Origin of the sequence: Vibrio sp. CCUG 15886 (genome assembly GCF_028570825.1) — a bacterium.
Lineage (GTDB): Bacteria > Pseudomonadota > Gammaproteobacteria > Enterobacterales > Vibrionaceae > Vibrio > Vibrio vulnificus_B.
The window spans coordinates 65,496-90,954 of the sequence record NZ_JAQQBT010000012.1 but is presented as its reverse complement, the minus strand read 5'-3'; the positions used below and the strand labels follow the sequence as shown (position 1 = coordinate 90,954).

The 25,459-nt window shown below is 45.8% G+C and carries 19 protein-coding genes; 10 read left to right on the top strand and 9 right to left on the bottom strand.

The features are described 5' to 3' along the window. Positions 1-101 precede the first annotated feature (101 nt). Together PQQ36_RS17480 and PQQ36_RS17475 are read right to left on the bottom strand one after the other, a co-directional pair. Complete coding sequence (locus tag PQQ36_RS17480; protein ID WP_011079987.1) at positions 102-872, bottom strand: ABC transporter ATP-binding protein; 771 nt, start codon at positions 870-872, stop codon at positions 102-104. 250 nt (positions 873-1,122) lie between these two features. Beyond that, complete coding sequence (locus PQQ36_RS17475) at positions 1,123-2,619, bottom strand: hypothetical protein (protein ID WP_225485776.1); 1,497 nt, start codon at positions 2,617-2,619, stop codon at positions 1,123-1,125. A gap of 465 nt (positions 2,620-3,084) precedes the next feature. On the opposite strand from PQQ36_RS17475, the gene PQQ36_RS17470 reads away from it, so the two are divergent. The 3 genes from PQQ36_RS17470 (at position 3,085) to PQQ36_RS17460 (ending at position 8,404) form a co-directional block, all read left to right on the top strand. Continuing rightward, positions 3,085-4,632: a DUF3360 family protein gene (locus tag PQQ36_RS17470; protein WP_011079985.1), complete on the top strand. Its 1,548-nt coding sequence runs from the start codon at positions 3,085-3,087 to the stop codon at positions 4,630-4,632. Between the two features lie 288 nt (positions 4,633-4,920). Continuing rightward, positions 4,921-7,197 carry a formate C-acetyltransferase gene (gene pflB, locus PQQ36_RS17465; RefSeq protein WP_011079984.1) on the top strand — a complete coding sequence of 759 codons (2,277 nt, stop codon included), beginning with the start codon at positions 4,921-4,923 and terminating at the stop codon, positions 7,195-7,197. 226 nt (positions 7,198-7,423) lie between these two features. Beyond that, complete coding sequence (locus tag PQQ36_RS17460) at positions 7,424-8,404, top strand: lipid A deacylase LpxR family protein (RefSeq protein ID WP_017790169.1); 981 nt, start codon at positions 7,424-7,426, stop codon at positions 8,402-8,404. Positions 8,405-8,486: 82 nt separating this feature from the next. On the opposite strand, the gene PQQ36_RS17455 is transcribed toward PQQ36_RS17460, so the two are convergent. Further along, a complete protein-coding gene (locus tag PQQ36_RS17455; RefSeq protein WP_273661903.1) occupies positions 8,487-10,367 on the bottom strand; it encodes a methyl-accepting chemotaxis protein in 1,881 nt (626 codons plus the stop codon). A gap of 230 nt (positions 10,368-10,597) precedes the next feature. Here PQQ36_RS17455 and pflA point away from each other — a divergent pair, with 230 nt between their 5' ends. The 6 genes from pflA to PQQ36_RS17425 all read left to right on the top strand — a co-directional run bounded on the left by pflA (position 10,598) and on the right by PQQ36_RS17425 (position 17,852). Beyond that, a complete protein-coding gene (gene pflA / locus PQQ36_RS17450; RefSeq protein ID WP_011079981.1) occupies positions 10,598-11,338 on the top strand; it encodes a pyruvate formate lyase 1-activating protein in 741 nt (246 codons plus the stop codon). 65 nt (positions 11,339-11,403) lie between these two features. Next, on the top strand, positions 11,404-12,069 hold the full coding sequence (locus PQQ36_RS17445) for an energy-coupling factor ABC transporter permease (RefSeq protein ID WP_026130692.1): 666 nt from the start codon (positions 11,404-11,406) through the stop codon (positions 12,067-12,069). A 126-nt stretch (positions 12,070-12,195) separates the two neighbouring features. Then, a complete protein-coding gene (locus PQQ36_RS17440; RefSeq protein WP_011079979.1) occupies positions 12,196-12,696 on the top strand; it encodes a YfbU family protein in 501 nt (166 codons plus the stop codon). Between the two features lie 364 nt (positions 12,697-13,060). Beyond that, entirely contained in the window at positions 13,061-14,995 is a 1,935-nt protein-coding gene (locus tag PQQ36_RS17435) for a PrkA family serine protein kinase (protein ID WP_011079978.1), read from the top strand. Between the two features lie 43 nt (positions 14,996-15,038). Further along, complete coding sequence (locus PQQ36_RS17430) at positions 15,039-16,310, top strand: YeaH/YhbH family protein (RefSeq protein WP_011150828.1); 1,272 nt, start codon at positions 15,039-15,041, stop codon at positions 16,308-16,310. Between the two features lie 9 nt (positions 16,311-16,319). After that, positions 16,320-17,852, top strand: coding sequence for a SpoVR family protein (locus PQQ36_RS17425; RefSeq protein ID WP_039469659.1), 1,533 nt, complete (start codon positions 16,320-16,322; stop codon positions 17,850-17,852). Between the two features lie 35 nt (positions 17,853-17,887). On the opposite strand, the gene PQQ36_RS17420 is transcribed toward PQQ36_RS17425, so the two are convergent. From PQQ36_RS17420 to PQQ36_RS17395, 6 genes are all read right to left on the bottom strand, one after another. Further along, positions 17,888-18,676, bottom strand: coding sequence for a GGDEF domain-containing protein (locus PQQ36_RS17420; protein WP_060531135.1), 789 nt, complete (start codon positions 18,674-18,676; stop codon positions 17,888-17,890). Positions 18,677-18,847: 171 nt separating this feature from the next. Next, positions 18,848-19,603 carry a 3-deoxy-manno-octulosonate cytidylyltransferase gene (kdsB, locus tag PQQ36_RS17415; protein WP_011150831.1) on the bottom strand — a complete coding sequence of 252 codons (756 nt, stop codon included), beginning with the start codon at positions 19,601-19,603 and terminating at the stop codon, positions 18,848-18,850. Then, positions 19,603-19,782, bottom strand: a complete 180-nt coding sequence (locus PQQ36_RS17410; protein ID WP_011079973.1) for a Trm112 family protein — start codon at positions 19,780-19,782, stop codon at positions 19,603-19,605. Before PQQ36_RS17410 ends, kdsB begins: the two co-directional genes overlap by 1 nt. Further along, complete coding sequence (gene lpxK, locus PQQ36_RS17405; RefSeq protein WP_011150832.1) at positions 19,763-20,770, bottom strand: tetraacyldisaccharide 4'-kinase; 1,008 nt, start codon at positions 20,768-20,770, stop codon at positions 19,763-19,765. Before lpxK ends, PQQ36_RS17410 begins: the two co-directional genes overlap by 20 nt. Next, a complete protein-coding gene (msbA, locus tag PQQ36_RS17400) occupies positions 20,770-22,521 on the bottom strand; it encodes a lipid A ABC transporter ATP-binding protein/permease MsbA (RefSeq protein ID WP_039554277.1) in 1,752 nt (583 codons plus the stop codon). Before msbA ends, lpxK begins: the two co-directional genes overlap by 1 nt. Before the next feature lie 32 nt (positions 22,522-22,553). After that, positions 22,554-24,728 carry a DNA internalization-related competence protein ComEC/Rec2 gene (locus tag PQQ36_RS17395; RefSeq protein WP_225470492.1) on the bottom strand — a complete coding sequence of 725 codons (2,175 nt, stop codon included), beginning with the start codon at positions 24,726-24,728 and terminating at the stop codon, positions 22,554-22,556. An 83-nt stretch (positions 24,729-24,811) separates the two neighbouring features. Between PQQ36_RS17395 and PQQ36_RS17390 the strand changes: the two genes are divergently transcribed. Continuing rightward, the gene (locus PQQ36_RS17390; protein ID WP_273661900.1) at positions 24,812-25,321 is read left to right on the top strand and encodes a DUF2062 domain-containing protein; all 510 of its coding nucleotides are present in this window, start codon (positions 24,812-24,814) and stop codon (positions 25,319-25,321) included. The last annotated feature ends 138 nt before the right edge of the window (positions 25,322-25,459 follow it).

Sequence of the window (25,459 nt, the reverse complement as noted above, 5' to 3'; positions counted from 1 at the left end):
GTTCTAGGTTCTAGGTTCTAGGTTCTAGGTTCTAGGTTCTAGGTTCTAGGTTCTAGGTTCTAGGTTCTAGGTTCTAGTACGATAGAATACCCATCACCTTTTTAATAAATCGATGAAATAAACTGCTTTAAGCGCTCTGAATCAGGATTGGTGAACAGCTTTGACGGTGCGCCTTGTTCTTCGACCAATCCTTGATGTAGGAACATCACGTGGTTAGAGACATCACGAGCAAACGCCATTTCATGCGTCACCACTAACATGGTGCGGCCTTCATCTGCCAGATCTCGCATTACCCCTAACACTTCACCGACCAACTCTGGATCGAGCGCCGATGTCGGCTCGTCAAACAGCATCACTTCAGGGTCAACCGCAAGGGCGCGAGCAATCGCAGCACGCTGTTGCTGACCACCAGATAAGTGTCCTGGGTAGTAATCTTTACGCTCATACAAGCCGACTTTTTTCAGCAGCATTTCTGCTTTTTCGATCGCCTCAGCTTTGGGCACACCCAGTACATGAACGGGCGCTTCAATCACATTTTGTAGCACCGTCATGTGAGACCAGAGGTTAAAGCCCTGAAAAACCATCGCCAAGCGCGAACGGATACGTTGGACTTGCTTTTCATTGGCTGGAACCGCCTCACCCGCACGGTTGTTTTTCATCTGGATTAATTCGCCATTAACCCAAATTTCACCTGCGGTAGGCGTTTCTAGTAAGTTGATGCATCTAAGGAAGGTACTCTTACCGGAGCCGGAAGAGCCAATGATGGAAATAACGTCTCCTTTGTGTGCAGCAAGTGAAATGCCTTTTAGCACTTCATTCTGACCAAACGTTTTGTGCAGTTGTTTGATATCCAGCGCTGGTACGTCATGCATGCGCTTGTACTCCCTGTGTTTTTTGTCACTGCCAAGGCACTCCGGCCCCTTGAATGGATACAAACTAGCATCCTATCAATTGAGTTGCAACAAATTATTAACCTGCATTTTTGGCATAGTTAAAAACGAAAAGTAGATTTATATTCACAATTTAGCAATATATTCTTTTAACGATGCATAGAAGACATAAAAAAAGCCTCCAAGGGGAGGCTTCTCATGTTTAATTTTCGTTAACTAGCACAGATAAATATTAGTTAACTCTGTTTGAAAGAGCTTGATAGTTTTGATCCATCATCAGCTTCTTATATTTGAGTTGCTCGCTAGGCAACATTACAACACCCACAAAATCTTTATAAGCCACGCTTCCGCCAGGTGGAAGATGGTTTTCTTTATTTAGTGAAGACTCCATCAGGTATTTTGCGCTGTCTAGTAACTTCGCGTCTGAATCAACCAACGCTACTTCAATGACATCAGTAGACTTTGGTGCAATAACCTCACTGGCACTTTGTAATACAACCTGAGATTTAGCAGGCGTTGAGTAGACAGTTTGATAGAAGTTCCTATTACCAACGCTTAAAGAGCGTATCGCTGTTCTTTGAACCTGAAAACTAGTTTCAGCAAAACCTTCTGTTTTTACACAGTAAACACCAGAACAGTTTGCACTAGAAATTGCGCTTCCCGCAAAGCTAGATAACGTCGGATAAGTGATTGAAATATCTTCTCCACTTACTGTCTTTTGCGCTGAATAGTTCCATCCTCCTATAGAAGAAGGAGTGACACCATTTAAACGCAAACTCCATTGACTTAAGTTGCTGTCATTGGTAACTATCGAATAGTTGTTTGTTGAGTCATATAAGGGTTGCCATTCGTAAACTTCTCCACTCAAAACAACTTCTACACCACTGTTGCTTAACGCCAAATCTGTCGCAATGAAATTGTGCTGATCTACGTTTGTGCCGTCTAAAACTGGAACCATTGGAGGAGTATTGGTAACCGTTGAATCATAAACTGCACCAATTGGAGCTATAACATATTGAGTCAGGTTATTCGCTTCACCATTAGAATAAGTAGAAAACGCTGTTATTAACTTTTTCTCAAGCGACGGAACACCTGAATGTACCGACAAGCCTACCGGCTGCGTGCCTCCACTAACAAAACTTCTAGATGCACTTGTCATAAAATAGGCAGGGCTGTTATTGGCTGTCACAGTCATCACCGCATTTGCATTCGTAAGATCTTCAGGCTCTTTTTCGCCTTTATAGCAACTGTTATTAGTTGCTTGCTCAGTACGGATGGCAATGGTCATGTTCTGCATGAGATCTTTCTGAACTCCGAATATAGAACTGTCAAGTAAACCAGCAGAAAAACCTGAATACTCTTCTATAGAAACATATCCACCATCTGGAATATCCGTTTCCTTAAATGTGATAGCACCAGTTGCTGGGATGGCTGAACCACTAATAGTTTTGTCAGCATCAACAGTACCGTCACTTTTATGGAATAGAACTCGATAACCTCTATCTGCTACTCTTGATGCTATTACGTCACCACTACCATCGCTAACATTTGCAAAAATAGCACAACCAGCAGGTACCTTTGAACGTTCAACCTTATACAAATCAACAACTTGCCATGTATAAGTTTTGACAACAGGGCCACCGCCACCGCCGCCACCACTACTGCCACCACAGCCGACTAACCCCGCAGAAATCATTGCCACTAGCGGCATCATTTTTAATTTTGTCATTCTCTCATCCTGATACGGCAAAGTTTCGCCAATTAAAAGTCACTGGCGGCATCCTTGCAAAAATAACGCCAACTTATGTTAACTGCTGATCACAATACAAACAGAAGTGTTCACCTAGACGCATATTTGTTTTAAATTTTCTAAAAACAGACGTGCTATGAAAGCAAATTACACATAAAAACCAAGGACTTTTCGCATGCCAGCTACTTTCTGTAGTTTTCTTTCACATCTTTTCTTAAAGTGATCTAAATCAATCACCCCAAAGGGTTAACTTGCTAGACTCGGCCGTAAAGTTGAGGCTGATCTCAGCCGTCAAAATTAGTGAAATTTAGCTATGCTTAGGCACGTGGTATTCGTGCGACAATAACCCTAACACCTAGCATCGGCTATAACAGGAAGAACCCGCAGGATGCGGACTATAGAATTCAGATCGAATTACTAACTTTTTAAATATATGAGGAATCTATGTCAGACGCAGTGAATAAAGTGCATTCTGATTCAGATATTGAAACGAAGAGCTACAGTGAGCTTCATCGTCCAGCTTCTGAATTTGCCAGCCGCTCAGACTACCTAGACCACGAACTGCAAATTATGAAACCGCGCCGTTTCGGTTTGAACCTTCCTGGTCGTGACTTCCGTTTTGAACTTGAGGACCTTGTTCCTGCGCTTGCTGGTACTATCGGTATTATCGCGATGTACTCTGCAGTAATGATGTCTTGGGCAGACGGTCTAACCCAAGCTTGGGACCACATCAATTTAGGTAAAGAATTTGCTATCGAAGTGGCGCGTGTGGAAATGTTGTTCCCAGCGTTATTCTTCTGTGTTATCGCATCTGGCTTTGTCAACCCACGAGCTAACTTAGCCGGTAACCACGGTCCAATGATCCCTCTTATCGGCGCGATTGCTCTCGCTGGTGCTCACCCTCTTGCATTGGCACTTCTACTTGGCGTGTTTGGTCTCCTACTGAGCTACTTTAAAGGTGGTTCTAAACTGGTGAACCTGACCTCCGAAGGTACCGCAGGCGGCTTGTTGATCTTCCTCGGTTTTACCGGGACGATGAGCCAAATTACCTCCATTCAAGAATGGGCCGTTGGCCTGCAATCTGCTGACGTTGCAGCTGGCAGCCTAGGCTACATTGGTTTGGTTGTGCTTGGCATTAACATCGTTATTTACGCACTGCTTGCTAAACTCAACCTACGTTGGCTAGCAATCCCAGTGTGTGCGTTTACTGGCTTGGTGATTGCACTTGCGCTAGGTGCAGGTTTTGATCTTAAGTTCGAAACGGAAATGGGCCTACCTAACCTGAACCCAGTTTACTGGTGGGGCAGCACTGAGACTGGTTGGCAACTTGGCCTACCAACGCTACAACACTTTATCGCTTCTCTACCATTTGCGATTCTAGCGGTAGCAATGTGGTCTCCAGATTTCCTTGGTCACCGTATTTTCCAAGAATTGAACTATCCTAAGAAGACAGAAAAAGTGCTGATGGATGTCGATGACACCATGACCATGTGTTCTATTCGTCAAATGGTGGGTACTGCACTTGGTGGCGGTAACATCACATCGTCTTGGGGTACATACATGATCCCAGCCGCGATTGCGAAGCGTCCAATTCCTGGTGGTGCAATTATCCTAGGCTGTTTGGTTATGACGATTGCGATTCTTGGCTTCCCAATGGACGTCGCGGTATGGCCACCAGTAATGCGTTGTGCGCTATTAGTAGGTGTATTCTTACCTCTACTTGAAGCGGGTATGCAGATGGTTCGTAGCACAAAAGATTCGCAAGCAGCGGGTATCTGTATCTTTGGTTCTGCGGTTGTGAACCCAGTTCTAGCTTGGGCATTGACCATGCTACTAGATAATAATGGTCTGATTGGTGACAAAGAGCGCGCATCTAAACTATCTTTTGTCGATAAAGTAGTGATTCCTGGTGGTGTTCTTATTATCTGTCTAGTTGCTATGCTTGCAGTTGGTATGCTAGAAAGCCAGTACGGCATCAAAGCTTGGCTATAAGCGTTCAAAAAAAGTTTGGGTGGTGCTGGTCACCACCCAAATTTTATTGAGTTTTTTTAGCTTTTATTGATTTAGTTTAAGGTTTGCAAAAAAATTTTAGTATACCCTGAAGGAAAGTTAATAAGGCAAGACATGAAACTCAGTGACAATATGTATCGTTTTATGAACAGTTCGCAAATCGATACATATTGTTATTCATAAGAGTGTACTGCTCCTCTTTAATGAGAGGATGGCTGGCTCAACAGCCACAACAGTACGTGTTTTTTCTACTAAAAAGGTAGGTATGTCATGGCAGAGCAATTTGCTAAAGCTTGGGAAGGTTTTGCAGCAGGTGACTGGCAAAACGAAGTAAACGTTCGTGATTTCATTCAGAAGAACTACACTCCGTACGAAGGCGACGAATCTTTCCTAGTTTCTGAAGGTACTGAAGCAACCAACAAGCTTTGGGCTAAGGTAATGGAAGGTATCAAAATTGAGAACTCAACTCACGCTCCAGTTGATTTCGATACTGACCTAATCTCTACCATCACTGCTCACGATGCAGGCTACATTGAAAAAGATCTAGAGACTATCGTTGGTCTACAAACTGACGCACCTCTAAAACGCGCTATCATCCCTAACGGTGGTATCCGCATGGTTGAGGGTTCTTGTAAAGTTTACGGTCGTGAACTCGATCCTCAAATCTCTAAAATCTACTCTGAATACCGCAAAACACACAACGCTGGCGTATTCGATATCTACACTCCAGATATCCTAGCTTGTCGTAAGTCTGGTGTTCTAACTGGTCTTCCAGACGCTTACGGCCGTGGTCGTATCATCGGTGACTACCGTCGTGTTGCACTTTACGGTATCGACTTCCTAATGAAGGACAAACTGGCTCAATTCAAGTCTCTACAAGAGCGTTTTGAGAACGGTGAAGATCTTCAAATGACTATGCAACTTCGTGAAGAGATTGCTGAGCAACACCGCGCTCTAGGTCAAATGAAAGTGATGGCAGCGAAATACGGTTACGATATTTCTCGCCCAGCTGAAACTGCACAAGAAGCTATCCAGTGGACTTACTTCGGCTACCTAGCGGCTGTTAAGTCTCAAAACGGTGCTGCAATGTCTCTAGGCCGTACTTCTACGTTCCTAGACGTGTACATCGAGCGTGATATCGCTGCTGGCAAGATCACTGAAGTTGAAGCTCAGGAAATGATCGACCACTTCGTAATGAAACTACGTATGGTTCGTTTCCTACGTACTCCTGAGTACGATGATCTATTCTCTGGCGACCCAATCTGGGCAACAGAATCTATGGGTGGTATGGGTCTTGACGGTCGTACGCTAGTAACGCGTTCAAACTTCCGTTTCCTAAACTCTCTATACACTATGGGTCCTTCTCCAGAGCCAAACATCACTGTACTTTGGTCTGAGCAACTACCTGAAGGCTTCAAGAAGTTCTGTGCGAAAGTATCTATCGATACTTCTTCAATCCAGTACGAAAACGACGACCTAATGCGTCCAGACATGAACTCTGACGACTACGCAATCGCATGTTGTGTATCTCCAATGGTTGTTGGTAAGCAAATGCAGTTCTTCGGCGCTCGTGCAAACCTTGCAAAAACGATGCTTTACGCAATCAACGGTGGTGTTGATGAGAAGCTGAAAATGCAAGTTGGCCCAGTAATGCCTAAGATCACTTCAGAAGTCCTAAGCTTCGACGAAGTGTGGAACAACCTAGACCACTTCATGGACTGGCTAGCGAAGCAATACGTTGCTGCACTAAACGCAATACACTTCATGCACGACAAGTACAGCTATGAGTCTGCACTAATGGCACTACATGACCGTGACGTTTACCGCACAATGGCTTGTGGTATCGCTGGTCTATCTATCGCAGCTGACTCACTATCTGCAATCAAGTACGCGAAAGTGAAACCAATCCGTGACGAAGATGGCGTAGCTATCGACTTCGAAATCGAAGGCGACTACCCTAAATTCGGTAACAACGATGCTCGCGTAGATGACATCGCTTGTGAACTTGTTGAAGTGTTCATGAACAAGATCCGTAAGCTTAAGACTTACCGTGATGCTGTTCCTACTCAGTCTATCCTAACTATCACATCAAACGTGGTATACGGTAAGAAGACAGGTAATACGCCAGACGGTCGTCGCGCAGGTGCTCCATTTGCACCAGGTGCAAACCCAATGCACGGTCGTGATGAGAAAGGTGCTGTAGCGTCTCTAACTTCAGTAGGTAAACTACCATTTGCTCACGCGAAAGACGGTATCTCTTACACCTTCTCTATCGTACCTAACGCACTTGGTAAAGATGAGAACGCTCAACGCGCTAACCTTGCTGGTCTGATGGATGGTTACTTCCACCACGAAGCTGGCATCGAAGGCGGTCAACACTTGAACGTAAACGTTCTAAACCGTGACACGCTTCTAGACGCAGTTAAGCACCCAGAGAAGTACCCTCAGCTAACTATCCGTGTATCTGGATACGCAGTTCGCTTTAACTCTCTAACTGCAGAGCAACAAGCTGACGTTATCGCACGTACTTTCACTGAATCTCTATAATCTAGAGCTCAGTTAGCAAAACCGGCACTCAGTTGCCGGTTTTTTATTTTTTGGGAGTAGAACCTCCTACCTTACTTTCTTCCTTCCTCGCTCGCTCACTCTGTCATAGAAAATGGTTTTCTTCAGCGAGTCATGGTCAGATCATTATTCCAACTATAATTGACGATATATTTTCGCTCAGAGAGACGCTTTTGCTGTATGATGTCGCCAAAAACACGGATTTAGTATGAAGTTGTCCAAGTCCCTATTTTTATTGCTGCTCTCACCGATGGCTTTTGCTTCGGTCAAATCAACAACCTCGTTCAGTCTCGATAACGATGGTATTTTTGGCGTAGACCAAGATTACACCAACGGTATTTTCTTTGCTTACGCCTCACCAGCTCTAAGTTCAGAACACCAAGTCAAACGTTTGAGTTTGGCGGATAAACAAGGTGGGTCTATTGATAAGTGGGCGTTTTCCATTGGCCACAAAATGTGGACCCCTTCTGATATTTCTCAGACAACCCCCACTCCAAATGATCGCCCCTATGCGGGCTACTTTCACGCAGAGCTCAACTACCTTTCTCTCCATCCACAACAAGCCGTGCGTTACAACCTAACGTTAGGCACCACTGGCGAAAATGCGCTATCCGAAAAAGCGCAAAAGCTGGTGCATAGCATTACAGGCTCCACGGATCCAAATGGTTGGGAGTATCAAGTGGATGATTATTTTGCTGGTAGTGTTGGTTATCAACGCCATGACCTGCTGATGCGCTCTGCAAATCTCACGGAGTCGAATTGGGAAATGAGTCATATTTTCGAGGCCAACGCAGGTAATTTCCGCACTGATGTCGCGTCTGGCGTGATGTTTCGCTACGGTTCAGATTTAGCCAATACGCTTGGTGCAGCGAGCATTTCAACCGAGAATCCTTTTCACGCGAGCATGATGGGGAATTCCCCATACGGTTGGTTTGTCTATACGGGGCTTTCAACTCGTTATCGTTTTAATGACCTCACATTAGAAGGTGAGCGCTCCGGATTGCCAGAGCCATCCGACCAATATGATGTGACCATGCAACATTGGCAGAGTACTGCTGTAGCGGGTGTGGCATTGTATAACCGTCGTGTTGGCTTGAGTTTCGCGCTGTCAGCTAAGACCCCTGAATACAAAGAAGCGCCAGAACGAATCTACGGCAATGGTGCACTCTCTCTCTACGCCTTTTTCTAACGACAGGTTTTCCAACGCCAAAAGTTCGACTTAAAAAAAGCGGGATCATTGAGTTATCCCGCTTTTGCTTTTCAAGGTCAGATCAAATCGTGAATTTTTGACATTCATTACTCAACTGACGTGAACTGTCATCAACAAGCTGGCTGACGTCTCGCAGCTCACCATTGTTACTTTCCAGCTCACGCATCGCTTGAGAGATTTGCGTCATGCTGTCTGCCATGGATTGACTGGTGGTGGCCAGTTCTTTGATCGATGAAAGAATAATCTCTGTTTGATGGTTAGCTTCATCGGCTTTGGCAGTAATGTGTTTGAGCGCATCCATCGCTTCATGCCCTTTTTGTTGGCCTTTTTCTATTGTTTGACCCGAGCTACTGATGTATTGGATAACCTCAGCACTTTCATTTTTCATGGTTTGAATGGTGCCAGTGATTTCACTCACCGCATCGACGGTACGCACGGCGAGGCTACGAACTTCATCGGCTACAACAGCAAAACCACGTCCTTGCTCCCCTGCACGGGCGGCTTCTATGGCGGCATTGAGTGCCAGCAGGTTGGTCTGTTCAGCGATGCCGTTGATGATGTCCATCACCGAGTCAATTTTTGAGGACGCTTCTTCTAATTGACTGATGTGTCCAGCCGCTGAGTTGAGAATTTGCGCGACCTGCTCAAGTGAGCCAATCGCTTCTGAAATGATTTTTCCGCCATCTTCTGCCGCTTGGTTTGATGCTCGACTAATTTGGGTCACGAATTCCAGTGAATTAGACACCTCTTGCGTTGTCACGCTCACCTCTTCGGTTGCTGAGGCAAGCAGTTGGGTTTGACCAAGGATCTCTCCTTGGTGATGCGCAAATTTATCGAGCCCGACTCGCAGCTCTCCTGCATGCCCAGCCAGTGAATGACTGCTTTCTTGCACTTCAGAAACAAGTTTGCCGAGATTTTCACAACTCTCATTGACCGACTGGGACAACTGATTAAACTCATCGTTTGCGTTACTACTGAGTGTCAATCGGCGAGACAAATCGCCATTGGAAACGGCTTTAATCACTTGGCTAATACGCTCAAGTGAGCGAGTTAGCGACACACTGATGCTGAGGAAGATCACGATGGTAAACACCGCTAGTGCCGCTAATGCGATCAATACCGACCACTGTGTTTCACTCGCAGAAGATGCGGCTCGCTGTTGCTGATCGTCCGCGACCGCATCCAACTGCTCTGAAGCTTGTTGGATTAAGTTGATCGCCTCACGCTGGTTGTTTTTCAACTGCTGTTCAAGCGCACCCAATTGCTGAGAAAGCTCACTGACTCGAATAAACGTTTGTTTAAACTGTTCGATCTCTTTCTCATAGATATCCAACATGCCATAACTGTTTGAGACGTTAACGAACATCGCCATTGCACGATTAAACAATTTCATGTTCTGTTCATTTGGCTGCAACAAGTAATTTTGCTGGGTTTTGATCATGGCTTGAAAGTCGGAGTTAATCGTCACCATGCCTGTTTCTTCGATCTTCTGTTCGATAACCTTCGCCAGATCTTTTAGCTGGCCTAATTTGCCTTCATCAACATTAAAACCAAGTTCTGATTTAACGCTGAGCCACGGAGCCAGCGACTTGGCTAACGCATTAACCGCTTGCTGCATGTTGTCAGCTTGTGTAGTGAGGTCAAACTGGACGAGAGTTTCACCTGCTTGGCGAACGTTTTGCTCCAAATGCGTGACATCCGCTTGAATGGCATTCACTTGAGTGGCGGTCAGTTGGCCCAGTTTCCCGGTTAACTGTAAAAGCTCTACTTGGGTTTGAGCGATCTGCCCTGCCCCAGTCGATACTCGACTACTTTGCGAATACTGATCGGTCAATGAGGTGAGTTGGTTAGAGGTATAAGCAGCAAGAGCAACAAAACCCAAAGTCAAAATACTCAAAAACAGCTGAATTTTACGTTTCTGAGAAAGCGCAAGCATATCCATGGTCTAATTCCCTACAGCACATTTTCTTATTGTAATAATTAACGTTATGTTTACATTTATAACAATAATCACAATCAACACAAATGTCATTAGCCTGCCATCAGGTTTTTCTCATCATGCTGAGTCACTTTTCTTGCTCAGAGGCTGATTCCCGTGTTTTGTATACTGTTTTAACCCCAGTTTTTGTAATAAAATAACAGCCGAAATTTGATAAGAATTGAGAGCTAGACATGACAACAACGGGTCGTATTCACTCTTTTGAATCCTGTGGAACGGTTGACGGACCAGGTATTCGTTTTATTGTTTTTATGCAGGGCTGTCTGATGCGTTGTATGTATTGCCACAACCGCGATACATGGGACACTCACGACGGTAAAGAGGTCACCGTCGAAGAGATCATCAAGGAAGCGAAATCTTATCGTCATTTTATGAACGCCTCTGGTGGTGGTATCACTTGCTCCGGTGGCGAAGCGATGCTGCAACCTGAATTCGTGCGTGATCTATTCCGCGCGGCGCATGCTGAAGGTATTCACACTTGTTTGGATACCAACGGTTATATCCGTAAGCACACTGACGTTGTTGACGAAGTATTAGAAGCAACCGATTTGGTGATGCTCGATATCAAACACATGAAAGATGAAATCCATCATGATTTCATCGGCGTTTCCAACCGTCGTACTCTCGATTTTGCTCGCTACTTACATAAAATTGGGCAAACAACGTGGATTCGTTACGTGGTCGTTCCGGGGTATACCGATGATCCTGAAGCGGCTCATATGCTTGGTGAGTTCATCAAAGACATGGACAACATCGAGAAGGTCGAACTGCTTCCTTACCACAAGCTTGGCGCTCACAAATGGGAAGCGTTGGGTCTAGAGTATCCACTGGAAGGGGTGAATCCCCCACCAAAAGAGACGATGGATAATATTGTTTCTATCCTTTCGCAATACCATAGCAATGTGAAATACTAAGCATCGTATTCTTTATTCAATACCCACTTTAAGTGGGTATTGTTTTATCTACAGGTATGAATGACATGGATGTATTTGCCTTTCTTTGCTTAGGCGTTGTCTTGCTGGTGATTGGGTTTGGTTGCAAAGATGACTTCCTCAAAACCTTTCTCCCGAAGCTGGTGGCAGACAAGCCTTTCCAACACATGACGTTTGCAGTGATGTTGCTGCTATTTTTGCTTTGGAATGCTCAAGCAGGAGTCAAAGAAGGGTTATACATCCATTTTCTTGCACTGACCACGCTCACCATGATGTTCGGCTGGAGAATGGCATTTTTGCTCACTCTTCCTGTCTACGCGTTACTCATCGCATTTGGTGATCTAACGATACAGCAGTTGCCAAGTACGATTCTCCTCTCTTCCCTCACCCCAGTTCTGTTTTCTTACGCGGTTTTCGTACTCAGCTATCACTATTTGCCGAGAAACATCTTTGTGTTTATTTTTATTGCTGGTTTTTTCAACGCAGGACTTACTGGCAGCGTTCACCTGCTCATTAATGCCCTTTATCATCTCTATGTTGGCCATTACGACTGGCAAACCATATGGCACAACTATTTCATTTTTATGCCTCTGCTCGCCTTTCCTGAAGCGCTACTCAATGGGATGTCTTTGGCCGTGCTCTGCGTCTTTAAACCAGAGTGGCTACGCGTCTTTTCAGACCGTGATTACATTTACAACCACTACCGAAAATAGTGCTCAGATCAACAAACAAATTTTCCATTTTTCCCATTAAAACTGTGTTGAGATCATGTTTCATCGTGTGATGTTCCGCTAACCTAACGTCAACAACACAATTAGAGAATATATAGTGAGGTCACCATGGAAATGTCGAATGCACAACGATTGATCCTATCCAACCAGTACAAGTTGATGTCTCAGCTCGACCCTGAAAATGCCGAAAAATATCAACGTTTTCAGACCATCGTTGAGCGTGGCTATGAGCTGCAAATGCGTGAGTTGAACAAAGATTACGGCTGCATCACTGAAGCACTTTGTAAAGAAATTATCGATGTGATGGAAATGTACCATGCAATGCAAGAGTCTTTCCGCATGCTCGATGCGGATGAATCTACTCAGGTTGATCAGCGTCGCCTTCAGTTCCTCGGTTTTGATATTGCCTCTGAAGCACAATTGGTTCACTACGTTCGATTCTTAACAGAATCTGAAGGTCTCTACCCTCAATTCGATAAAGGCGACCACCACTTCAACAGCCAAATGCCGATGCTGGAAAAATACCGCCGCATGTTGGCGACTTGGCGCAAGTGCCCTCGTCAATACCACTTATGTGCGACAGAACTGCGCCAAATTTTTAATGCCTAGTTTGAGCGCTTAGCGTTTAACGCTTCGCGGACAAACAGATTGATTTCAAATAGAAAGGTTGACCAGCGTCAGCCTTTTTTGCGTATTCAAGACAAAAAAATCCCAATTTACACGACAAAAAACTTCAATACTAAGTTAGCAGTATCCATTCTTTCAATTATCTAACTTTCCTTGTCTCACCTTGGTTCAAACTCTTTGATTAGGAAAAAAACCCGCCAGAACAGTAAGCAACAAACTCTCACCTATCTTAAATAAATGCATAATTTATTGGGCAAAATTGAAAATCCCCGTCTAGGCTTATCAATGAGAAGGGACGATATTTGCCAACGTTCGTCAGCAGACCGAATAAGAAGGGGAATGTGACATGAGTATTTTTGACCACTATCAAGCGCGCTATGAAGCAGCAAAAGATGAAGAGATGTCGATACAGGACTTTCTTGCACTATGTAAAGATGACAAAAGTGCCTATGCGAATGCCGCTGAACGACTTCTTATGGCCATCGGAGAACCTGAGTTAGTCGATACGTCGATGCATCCACGATTAAGTCGTATTTTCTCTAACCGTGTGATTTCACGCTATAAAACCTTTAAAGATTTCTATGGAATGGAAGAAGCGATTGAACAGATCGTCTCCTACCTAAAACACGCCGCTCAAGGGCTGGAAGAACGCAAGCAGATTCTTTACCTACTGGGCCCAGTGGGCGGTGGTAAATCGTCGCTGGCAGAAAAGCTCAAAGCATTAATGCAACAAATGCCGATTTACGTGCTCACCGCCAACGGGAAACGCAGCCCTGTAAACGACCACCCTTTCTGCTTGTTTGACGTCAATGAAGATGGCGAAATATTGCAAAAAGAATATGGCATCGAAAAACGTTATTTACGCTCCATCATGTCACCTTGGGCAGCTAAACGTCTGCATGAGTTTGGTGGGGATATCAGTCAGTTTAAAGTCGTGAAGGTTCGCCCTTCCATTCTCGATCAAATCGGTATCGCAAAAACCGAACCGGGCGATGAAAACAACCAAGATATTTCATCTCTTGTTGGTAAAGTTGACATCCGCAAACTGGAACATTATTCGCAAGACGATCCCGATGCCTACAGCTACTCTGGTGCGTTATGTAAAGCAAACCAAGGTTTGATGGAGTTCGTAGAGATGTTTAAAGCGCCCATCAAGGTGCTTCACCCTCTCTTGACGGCGACTCAAGAAGGCAACTTTAACGGTACTGAGGGACTCTCTGCGATTCCATTTGAAGGCATGATATTGGCTCACTCCAATGAATCCGAGTGGCAGACTTTCCGTAACAACAAAAACAACGAAGCGTTTTTGGACCGCGTCTATATCGTCAAAGTTCCTTACTGTTTACGCGTTTCTGAAGAAGTGAAAATTTACCAGAAATTGCTAGAGCACTCTGAGCTTTCCAAAGCGCCATGTTCACCCAGTACGCTAGAACTGTTGGCTCAATTCAGTATTCTTTCCCGCCTCAAAGAGCCGGAAAACTCGTCCATTTTCTCTAAAATGCGGGTATACGATGGCGAAACGTTGAAAGATACCGATCCAAAAGCCAAGAGCTATCAAGAGTACCGCGATTATGCGGGCGTGGACGAAGGCATGAAGGGGCTCTCAACGCGCTTTGCGTTCAAGATTCTCTCTCGTGTGTTTAACTTCGACCAAACTGAAGTGGCCGCTAACCCTGTCCACCTCTTCTATGTCATCGAACAGCAAGTGGAGCGTGAGCAGTTCCCGCAAGAAACGGCTGAACGTTACTTGGAATTCTTGAAAGGCTACTTGGTGCCTCGCTACGTCGAGTTCATCGGTAAAGAAATTCAAACCGCTTACCTTGAATCTTATTCCGAATATGGTCAGAACATCTTTGATCGCTATGTCACGTACGCAGACTTCTGGATCCAAGATCAAGAATACCGCGATCCAGAAACGGGGCAGCTGTTTGACCGCTCGGCCTTGAACGGTGAGTTGGAGAAAATTGAGAAAACAGCGGGCATCTCTAATCCAAAAGATTTCCGTAATGAAATCGTTAACTTTGTGCTTCGTGCGAAAGCCAGTAACAACGGTCAAAACCCTGTGTGGACCAGCTATGAAAAACTTCGCACTGTGATAGAGAAGAAAATGTTCTCCAATACCGAAGATCTTCTTCCTGTTATCTCCTTTAACGCAAAAACCTCTTCTGAAGACCAGAAGAAACACGATGACTTTGTCGCTCGTATGATGGAAAAAGGCTACACCGAGAAACAAGTTCGCTTGCTTTCTGAGTGGTACCTGCGCGTACGTAAATCGTCCTAACCCGGATGTGAGTTAGGTCTGTGGAACATGAGAGGGGAATTTCATGGCGCAATTTATAGACCGTAGGCTCAATGGCAAGAACAAGAGCGCTGTCAACAGACAGCGCTTCATGAGACGCTATAAAGAGCAGATAAAAGAGTCGGTAGCGGATGCGGTGAATCGTCGCTCGATCACCAATACGGAGACGGGTGAGGACGTTGCTATTCCGCACAAAGACATCAAAGAGCCTCTTTTCCATCAAGGTAAGGGGGGGTTAAGAGAACGTGTCCATCCTGGCAATGACCAGTTCATTACCGGCGATAAAATCGAAAGACCCAAAGGTGGCCAAGGGGGCGGTGGCGCTGGAGACGGTGATGCCAGTGCCGATGGCGAAGGGCAAGACGATTTCGTTTTCCAAATTTCAAAAGATGAGTACCTAGACCTGTTATTTGAAGACTTGGCTTTGCCAAATCTAAAGAAAAATCAGGTGAACAAAATTACCGAGTGGAAGAAACACCGCGCGGGCTATCAAACCGCAGGGATGCCTTCCAACATTTCTATTGTGCGCTCCTTGCAACAATCCCTTGCGCGTCGCACCGCAATGTCTGCAGGCAAAAAACGTTTATTGCACGAGCTAGAGCTGGAGCTGGAACGCATCCAGAATCAAGAACCAGCACAAAAGCTGGAGGAAATGAAACTTAAACAAGAAATCGCAGAGCTACGGAAAGCGATTGAAAGCGTGCCCTTTATCGATACGTTTGACTTACGTTTCAAAAACTATGAGCGCAAGCCCGTTCCTTCAAGCCAAGCCGTCATGTTTTGTCTGATGGACGTTTCAGGCTCCATGGATCAAGCGACTAAAGACATTGCCAAGCGCTTTTATGTGCTGCTCTATCTGTTCCTTAATCGTACGTATGAAAACGTGGAAGTGGTGTTTATACGTCACCATACGCAAGCAAAAGAGGTCGATGAGCACGAGTTTTTCTACTCACAAGAAACCGGGGGCACCATCGTTTCCAGTGCTCTGAAATTGATGGATGAAATTGTTAAAGCTCGCTATCCCGTTGGCGAATGGAACATCTATGCTGCACAAGCTTCTGATGGGGATAACTGGGCTGACGATTCACCTCGTTGCAAAGAGTTGTTAACAAACAAGTTGTTACCTAACTGCCAATACTACGCCTATATCGAAATTACTCGACGTTCACACCAAACGCTGTGGCATGAATATGAAAAGCTTGAGGAGAGCTTTGATAATTTTGCGATGAAGAATATTCGCAGCGTTGAAGACATCTTCCCGGTATTCAGAGAGCTGTTTCACAAGGAAACGGCATAGGAGGCCTGTATGACAACCAAGACAAAGAAAAAAAGCAAGATGTTGCCAGATGGGCCAGACTGGACCTTTGATCTGTTGGAAAAATACCATACCGAGATCAAACGTGTCGCTGAGCATTACCGCCTAGATACCTATCCTAATCAGATCGAAGTCATTACCTCTGAGCAGATGATGGATGCGTATTCAAGTATCGGTATGCCGATTAATTATAATCACTGGTCTTTCGGTAAAAAATTCATCCAGACCGAACAAAATTACAAACATGGCCAAATGGGGCTCGCATACGAAATCGTCATTAACTCCAACCCTTGTATTGCCTATTTAATGGAAGAAAATACCGTTACGATGCAGGCGTTAGTGATTGCTCACGCCAGCTACGGACACAACTCGTTCTTCAAAGGTAACTACCTGTTCCAAACTTGGACCGATGCCAGCTCGATCATTGATTACTTATTGTTTGCGAAGAAATACATTGCCGATTGTGAAACCAAATATGGCGAAACCGAAGTCGAGAAGTTACTCGATTCTTGCCATGCCCTGATGAACTATGGGGTTGATCGTTACAAACGCCCAGAGAAGATATCCATCAATGAGGAGAAAGCTCGACAAGAAGAGCGAGAGGCCTATCTGCAATCTCAGGTCAATGAGCTTTGGAGAACGGTGCCTAAGGCCAAATCGAAGGAAGAACAAAGCATTATTCACTTCCCGAGTGAGCCACAAGAAAACATCCTTTATTTCATTGAGAAGCACGCGCCGCTACTTGAACCTTGGCAACGCGAAATCGTGCGTATCGTGCGCAAGATAAGCCAATATTTTTACCCACAGAAACAGACGCAAGTGATGAACGAAGGATGGGCAACGTTTTGGCACTACACCATCCTCAACCATCTTTATGATGAAGGGATTGTTTCAGACAAATTTATCTTAGAGTTTCTGCACAGCCATACTAGTGTGGTTGCTCAACCGCCCTATAACAGTCCTTACTTTAGCGGCATCAACCCTTATGCGTTAGGCTTTGCGATGTTCCGTGACATCAAGCGCATCTGCGAAGAGCCGACAGATGAGGACAAAGAGTGGTTCCCTGATTTGGCAGGCAGCGACTGGCTCGATGCGGTACATTTCGCCATGCGCAACTTTAAAGATGAGAGCTTCATCAGTCAGTATTTATCTCCCAAACTCATCCGCGATTTTAAACTGTTTGCGATTCAAGATGATGACCGAAGAAACTTCATCGAAGTGAATGCTATCCATGATGATATGGGTTATCGAAAAATTCGGGAAACCTTGGCTGCGCAATACAACCTAGCCAACCTGGAGCCTAATATCCAAGTCTACAAAGTCGATGTGCGTGGCGATCGCTCTTTAACCCTGCAATACGTCCCGCATAATCGCATTCCTCTGGACAAGAGCTACAACGAGGTGATGAAGCACTTATATCGTTTGTGGGGGTTTGACGTTATTTTGGAAGAAGTAAAAGAGACGGGCCACAAAGAAATCCTGGCAACCTGCCCTCAACGTACTGAGTACGACAGTAAGATCTAACTTAGCCGTTAGCGAGCATTTGCCGATTGGCCCACCTAACGGTGGGCTTTCTTCATCTGATACATACGCTCATCTGCCAATTTGGCGCGTGTCGAAAGATCCCCTTCACCAAGCTCTGACAGACCATAAGAAAAGTGGATGTCGCGTTTAGCGCACATGGTGTGTAACGCGTCCATCACCAACAACGTGCGTTTGGGCTGCAACAATAAAATAAATTCATCCCCACCGACACGAAAAGCATACTCATCGTCTTTGGTTGCTTTGGTGAGCAATTGGGAAAACTGGATGATCAGCTCATCTCCTGCATCGTGCCCTTGCGTATCATTGACCACTTTGAGGTCATTGAGATCGATGTAAACCAAATTGAGCTGTTCTTGGCTAAATCGCTCCAAATAGCGGCGATTGTATAACCCTGTTAAGGAATCTCGATGGATTTCATGATCTTTGGCTTTGATTAGCCTATCAATACCAAAGGCAATGCTCGCCACAGCCACCAACATTCCCCCTTGCTCAATGATGTTATCCAATACTTCGTGCCGATTACTCCAATCTGCCAACCAGTCCACTTCGGTCAATACATCGTACAATGCGACGAATAAGATAAGATTCACACCAACCGTAATGGAGCGTGTCGATGTAATAGAGCGGCTGATCGCCGCACGGATATACACCAGAACCGAGAAATAGGCAGATTCGGTCAGCACATCAATAGGATGCTCGACATAAAAGAAAGGGGTAACACTGGTCAGATTTAGGCAAAGAAAGGTGATAAGAGCGAGGTACACTGCTCGTCTGGAAACATTGATGTAATTTTTAGAGGCCATCTATCATCGCTCTTAGCAAGATCACTGCGCTTAACTAAAGCATAGACGCTAACAGAGAGGCCAACCGTCCAATTGCGCCAGAGATGACGCTAAAATTTGGGAATACTAACAACAAAAATGGCCAGAGCCCAAACTCCAGCCATTCCGTTCATCTAACGCATCTCGCCCTAATCAGCTCTTAGCGGCTATGATCTTACGAACCAACTCTAGATCCTCTGGCGTATCAACACCCGCTGGAGGTGCTTCTTTGGCTAGCTCAACATGGATTTTTTCACCATACCAAAGTACTCGCAGTTGCTCGAGACACTCTATTTTCTCTAAGCTACTCGGTTGCCAATTAACGTAGGTATTAATGAAACCCGCACGGTAGGCGTAGATACCGATGTGGCGCATCAGAGAGTGCTCTGTGAGAACTTCACCACGTGCAAAGGCATCACGATCCCAAGGAATCGTCGCGCGACTGAAATAAAGCGCGTAGCCTTCTTTGTCTGTCACCACTTTAACTGCATTCGGGTTAAACACTTCTTCTTCTGAAGTTATCGCCACCCCTAATGTGGCCATTGGTGCAGAGCTTGCTGCCAGATTTTCCGCGACTTGGCGAATGATGCTAGGTGGGATTAACGGCTCATCGCCTTGAACATTCACTACAATGTGATCGTCAGCGATGCCCATTAATTGGACCACTTCCGCCAAACGCTCTGTGCCAGATTCATGGTTTGGCGAGGTCATACACACCTTACCACCAAACACAGCAACAGCATCAGCGACACGTTGATCATCGGTGGCAATAATTACATCTTGCGCGCCCGCCTGAATCGCTTGTTCATACACCCACTGAACCATGGGCTTACCAGCAATATCTGCCAGCGGTTTGCCCGGTAAACGGGTTGATTGGTAACGCGCTGGGATGACAACGGTAAATGACATTAGCGCCCCTCATCCATTCCCATGCTGCGAGCTTCCGGCTCAAGCAAAACAGGAATGCCTTCTTTAATTGGATAAGCCAAGCGATCGAGCTTGCAAATCAGCTCTTGGTTTTCTTTATCAAAAGTCAGTTTACCTTTGCACACTGGGCACGCGACAATCTCAAGCAGTCGATGATCCATATTCTTTTACTACCTCTGTTATTCTTTGCAATATTCTCTGCTGATCGTGTGACGAAAACTGAGCAGAGACGGGTAAATACCACCAATTATTTTGTGCGAAGCGACGACACTTTACCGCGTCCTTTTCCGTCATAATGACATTTTTGCCCTGATGGGCCAGCTTCGCGATGGCTTCTGGGTCGAAGTCTTGATGATCGGCAAAACCTTGGCTGACCACGACATCAGCCCCCAATTGTTCTAGCGTTTTAAAAAAACGTGGGGGGTGACCAATACCAGCAAAAGCGACCAAGGACGCCAATTCATTCACCGCGACTTTCTCACCCGTCATCAAATTAACGGCCATATCTGGCATCAAGCTCATCGCGATTTCACCTTGGTGGGCATCCCCGCCATTGGTGATAATAAAATCCACGTTTTGCAAACGGGACGTTGGCTCGCGCAGTGGGCCGAGCGGGATCAACTGTTGATTACCAAATCGACGCTGACCATCCACAACCACCACTTCGATGTCTCTTTGCAGCGCGTAATGCTGTAGCCCATCATCTGTAACAATGATATTGGCCCCAAGTTCTATCAAGCGCTTTACTGCATTGGGCCGAATTGGGTCAACCGCGACCAAAGCCCCCGTTCGTTCAAATATCAGTTTAGGCTCATCACCACAGTGAGAGGTTAAACTCTCTGAATCCACCACCATCGGATACACTGGTGCTTTTGCACCATAGCCACGAGAGACCACACCCGGCTTAAAGCCAAGCTGTTGCAGTTTTTCGACCAACCAAATGACGACCGGAGTTTTGCCATTGCCACCAGCGGTAATATTACCGACCACGATGACAGGTATACTCGCTTGAAAAGACGCTTTTGCACCTCGCTGATACGCTGCTTTCTGACGACGGCTAATCGCACCAAACAACAGCGATAATGGCCACAACAGTGGCCATAAAAGGTATTTTACTGGATGGTTTTCAAACCAGATCTTTTCAATCACTACCCTTCACCAAACTGAATGCGATGCAATTGCGCGTAAGCGCCATCTTTTTCGATAAGTTCAGAGTGCGAGCCTCGCTCAACAACGGCACCATCGTCAATCACTAAGATTTGATCGGCCTTTTCAATGGTTGACAGGCGGTGAGCAATCACCAACACCGTCTTGTTCTTTTGCAACTCATCCAATGCCGATTGGATTGCACGTTCTGACTCGGTATCCAGTGCAGATGTCGCTTCATCAAGAATCAGCACAGGGGCATCACGTAACAAGGCACGAGCAATCGCAACGCGCTGACGCTGTCCACCCGATAGGCTTGCACCGTTTTCACCAACCATGGTGTCGAGTCCATTTTCCATCTTCGAAATGAACTCCATCGCGTGTGCTAACTCTGCGGCGCGTTCGATGTCTTCGCGGCTGTATTTATCACCCGCTGCGTAAGCGATATTGTTGGCAATGGTGTCGTTAAATAGGTGCACATTTTGCGACACCAGCGCAAATTGTGTACGTAAGTTTTTCAACTCATAATCGCGAACATCCACACCATCGAGCTGGATTTCACCTGAATCGACATCATAGAAACGAGTAAATAAGTTAGCGATGGTACTCTTACCAGAGCCTGATCGCCCAACCAATGCCACCGTTTTCCCTCGCGGAATGTCAAAAGAGACATGCGACAAGGCAGGTTTTTCCGTTCCCAAATAGGTAAAGCTGATATCTTTTACGCTAACATCCCCTTGAGCACGCTCAACGCTGTGTGTACCGGTATTTTTCTCTGGCTCTAAATCCACTAACGCAAACAGGGTTTGTGCTGCTGCCATACCACGTTGGAACTGAGATGTTACACTGGTTAACGCTTTAAGTGGGCGCATTAGACCGAACATCGCAGAGAAAACCACGGTAAAAGTACCAGGGGTCAATTGATCCTTAATCGAATCGATGCTTGCAAGGTAAAGAACAACGACAATTGCCACTGATGCAATCATCTGGATAATTGGGTTTGCTGCCGCTTGTGCTGTGACCAATTTCATCGTTTGCTGGCGCATTTGATTACTTACGTTATCAAAGCGCTCACGTTCGATATCTTGTCCGCCATAACTTAATACAACTTTGTGGCCTTTAAGCATCTGCTCAGCAGAGCTGGTGACAACGCCCATCACCGTTTGCATACTCTTAGATATTTTTCTAAAACGCTTAGAAACGATACCAATCCCCATTGCTACGACGGGAGCAACGAGTATCAAGACTAAAGAGAGCTGCCAGCTGTTATAAAACATCAGTACCAGCAGGCCAATAATGCTCGCCCCTTCACGCACAATGCTGACCAACGCTTGACTTGTCGCCGCCGAAACTTGCTCGGAATCATAGGTAATGCGAGAAAGTAAGCTGCCGGATTTTTCCTTATCAAAGTAGGAAACGGGCATCTGCATGTAATGGTTAAACACCATGCGACGTACTTGCATCACAACGTTACCAGAAACCCAACTTAGGCAATACGCAGAGACGAAACTACTGATGCCACGGATAAACATCATAGCAAATATAATCAGAGGCAACGTTCTCAGGAAGTCTGATTCCGCGCTACCAAACCCTTCATCAAGCAAAGGTTTTAATAAGGAAATCATGTAGGTGTCTGAAACCGCATTGATGATCAATGCCACAACGGCAACGGCCAATCCTGATTTGTACAGTCGGATAAAAGTCCACAAGCGTTTAAAGGTACGCCAAGTCGATTCATCGGTATTAATTGACATAAATGAATGATTCTTTTTCTTCAAGTAGGCCGCTATTCTACTTGGTTACGCAGCATCTGCCTATACCAAGCGTTGAAAGTGTCGCGTCTTGAGACGATTCGCCAGTTTCTCTGTTCCACATACAACGTTATCTGACCCAGCTCACCAGTATCAAACCACTGCGTGCGATGTCGTCGATAAGTCTCGACCACTTGCGGTTGTGGCATCCCCCACTGATTTCCTTTTGCCAACGAGGCGATTGCCACACCTGCCTGGACGGCGTTCACAAAAGGCTCAATCGACGAAGTTTGACTGCCATGATGCGGCACCAATACCACATCGCTGTTTAGCTGTTCAGATTCACGAATCAGGATCCACTCAGCCAAAGCGTCAATATCGCCAGTCATCAAAAATGAAAACTGATTTTCCTCATCCTCCATACGAATCACACAGGAATGGGGATTGTAGGCACGAGTCACTTGCCTTGGCGGCCAAAGCACGGTCATTTTGAGCCCTTGCCACTCAAAGTTGTGACCTTTAACACACGGAAAATCACTCAAGTAATGACTACTCCTTACCCATTGTGGGCGCATGTTTTGCTGCAAATAGGGCAAGCCGCCTGCATGATCGTCATCTTGATGACTGATGATAACCCCATCAAGGCTTCTACTACCCCGACTCAATAAAATAGGCTCAATCACTTGCTGTGCAATACTGCCGCCATGCCAAGACTTTCCGGTGTCATAAAGCAGTGTTTTACCGTCTTTCTCAATCAATACGGCGAGCCCATGGCCAACATCTAAAACGTCAATTCGGGTGCGAGAAAGAGGATGAATCAACAGTGAAGAAGTGCTGAGCAAAATGATCAGAACAGCAGAGAGTTGCCAGCGAATAACATGTCTCAGCATCACAGCGAGCGCGCACAACGCGACCAACACCACCTGAAATGAGGAGAGTCCCCACCAGCCTAAGTGGGCGTAAGGCATAGCGTAAGTTAATGGCCATAAACTTAAATCCGCTAACTGCCACAGCATCCTGGCCGCAGACATAATATTCAGCGCCGTCAGCACGAGTGCGACAAATATGGCAGGCACCACCACCAAGCTAAACCAGGGGATAAATAGGAAGTTGTACAGCCAGGCGGCTAAACTCAAACCGGAAAAGAAGTAAGCAGTCACAGGTGCGAGATAAAGCAGCAGCATACCTTGGATGCAAAATACGCTTTTCATTTTGCCAATCCAAGATGAAGACGACTCACGGAGATCAACCACCAGAAAGACGCAACTGACAGCAAGAAACGAGAGCCAGAGACTGATAGAAAGGGCAGAAAATGGCGACATCGCAAGACAGAAGGCCAGAGCCAATAGCAAGACTGTCCAGCGACCGACTTGCCCCGACGTAAACGAGAACAAGGCGACTAACGTGACAAAGACAATGGCTCTTTGCGTTGGCAGAGTAAAACCAGCCAGCCACGCATAACTCCAACTGAGACTCAGTCCAATAGCCAACGGCAGCCAAACAAGAGTAAGCCGTCCAAAACGCAACCAATGCCCGAGCCAGTAACCGATACCAAAAGCCATACCAATGTGCAGCCCTGAGATAGAAAGTAGATGTATCAAACCACTTTGCTTGAGTTGCTGCCATTGCTCGTCGGTAATGTCGTCGCGAAGACCAAAGCTTAAGCCAAGTAAATAACCGGTATGATCGCTACGAACCAGTAGCTGCTGAGCTTTTTCGATCAGCGCTTGTCGCCCTCCCTTCACGGAAACCAAACGCCAAGAGCGAGAATCATCAATAGTTGCCCGTCCAACGATACCTTGGCTGACAGCAAAACGTTCGGCATCAAACCCTGCTTCATTGAGTAACCCATAGACTCGTTTTAGAGTCACATGCGCTACGATTTGATCCCCCTGCCCAAGAGGAATGGGTGAGATCAAACGCACTTTAGGTCGCAGGGTCCACACTAAATGACTATTATTTATTGCTGTGATGCTAACAACACCTTCATAACCGTGACTTATTTGCTTAAAAGGGCTGTCAACGGCGCCATTTATGGTAATATTCTCCCCTGCCTGAAATAGGGTCTTTACTTGCCATTGCATAAGGTTACCAGCCGAAATGGCAATCAAAAGTGCGATGGTCACCCCCAGCAAGTAACGACACGTTTTACGCACAATAATGATAAAGATGGCAACAACAATTAGCATTAACCAAGGCCAGGAAGGCATAAGCGGCCAGTAGCTTGCCGAAATAAGGGTTGCTGAAAAAGAAGCCAATAACCAATTGTTACCTAAGAGAGTCATGTTGTCCCATGCCTAGAAAGCTAATTAAACGCTTTATGCCTGACCATGAAGTAATCAAACGCCAAAAAGCGCTGAAAGTGTTCGGCAATGTTTTATACAACCCTAATCTATGGTGTTTGAATCGTCGCTCCGCTGCGGGTGCGTTTGCCGTTGGTTTGTTTATGGCGTTTGTCCCTCTGCCGAGCCAGATGATCATGCCTGCTGGGTTAGCCATTTTTCTTGGCGTAAATTTGCCACTGTCTGTCGCTCTCGTGTGGGTAAGTAACCCAGTCACCATGCCCGTGCTGTTCTACTTTGCGTATAAGCTAGGCGCCTTTGTGATGAACGTGCCTCCGCAGCCATTTCACTTTGAGCTCTCTTGGGATTTCATTCTCGACCAAATGAGCACCATTGGTCCTCCATTTTTATTGGGTTGCGCTATTTGTGGTGTTGTCTCTGCCATCGTCGGCTACTTTGGCATACGAGGCTTGTGGCGTTATTCCGTGGTGAGAAGTTGGCAAAAGCGTCAAACAAGATAACGATCTTCACCCTCCGTTGCAGAGAGTCAGTGTGATTTTCCGATAGAAATGCCACTTCCATTGCAACGTCGGGTAATCAAAGTTTGATTTATCTCGTGGACCACCAAAAAACACCAAGGTTGCCAATCGCTAACCGGA

Bases quoted from the DNA above. Each gene is read 5' to 3' on its own strand.
- PQQ36_RS17390 (WP_273661900.1), top strand. From the start codon at position 24,812: ATGCCTAGAAAGCTAATTAAACGCTTTATGCCTGACCATGAAGTAATC.
- pflB (WP_011079984.1), top strand. From the start codon at position 4,921: ATGGCAGAGCAATTTGCTAAAGCTTGGGAAGGTTTTGCAGCAGGTGAC.
- PQQ36_RS17395 (WP_225470492.1), bottom strand. From the start codon at position 24,728: ATGCCTTCCTGGCCTTGGTTAATGCTAATTGTTGTTGCCATCTTTATC.
- PQQ36_RS17470 (WP_011079985.1), top strand. From the start codon at position 3,085: ATGTCAGACGCAGTGAATAAAGTGCATTCTGATTCAGATATTGAAACG.
- PQQ36_RS17440 (WP_011079979.1), top strand. From the start codon at position 12,196: ATGGAAATGTCGAATGCACAACGATTGATCCTATCCAACCAGTACAAG.
- PQQ36_RS17430 (WP_011150828.1), top strand. From the start codon at position 15,039: ATGGCGCAATTTATAGACCGTAGGCTCAATGGCAAGAACAAGAGCGCT.
- PQQ36_RS17420 (WP_060531135.1), bottom strand. From the start codon at position 18,676: ATGGCCTCTAAAAATTACATCAATGTTTCCAGACGAGCAGTGTACCTC.
- PQQ36_RS17425 (WP_039469659.1), top strand. From the start codon at position 16,320: ATGACAACCAAGACAAAGAAAAAAAGCAAGATGTTGCCAGATGGGCCA.
- PQQ36_RS17480 (WP_011079987.1), bottom strand. From the start codon at position 872: ATGCATGACGTACCAGCGCTGGATATCAAACAACTGCACAAAACGTTT.
- PQQ36_RS17460 (WP_017790169.1), top strand. From the start codon at position 7,424: ATGAAGTTGTCCAAGTCCCTATTTTTATTGCTGCTCTCACCGATGGCT.
- PQQ36_RS17455 (WP_273661903.1), bottom strand. From the start codon at position 10,367: ATGGATATGCTTGCGCTTTCTCAGAAACGTAAAATTCAGCTGTTTTTG.
- PQQ36_RS17445 (WP_026130692.1), top strand. From the start codon at position 11,404: ATGGATGTATTTGCCTTTCTTTGCTTAGGCGTTGTCTTGCTGGTGATT.
- PQQ36_RS17435 (WP_011079978.1), top strand. From the start codon at position 13,061: ATGAGTATTTTTGACCACTATCAAGCGCGCTATGAAGCAGCAAAAGAT.
- PQQ36_RS17410 (WP_011079973.1), bottom strand. From the start codon at position 19,782: ATGGATCATCGACTGCTTGAGATTGTCGCGTGCCCAGTGTGCAAAGGT.
- pflA (WP_011079981.1), top strand. From the start codon at position 10,598: ATGACAACAACGGGTCGTATTCACTCTTTTGAATCCTGTGGAACGGTT.
- msbA (WP_039554277.1), bottom strand. From the start codon at position 22,521: ATGTCAATTAATACCGATGAATCGACTTGGCGTACCTTTAAACGCTTG.
- PQQ36_RS17475 (WP_225485776.1), bottom strand. From the start codon at position 2,619: ATGACAAAATTAAAAATGATGCCGCTAGTGGCAATGATTTCTGCGGGG.
- kdsB (WP_011150831.1), bottom strand. From the start codon at position 19,603: ATGTCATTTACCGTTGTCATCCCAGCGCGTTACCAATCAACCCGTTTA.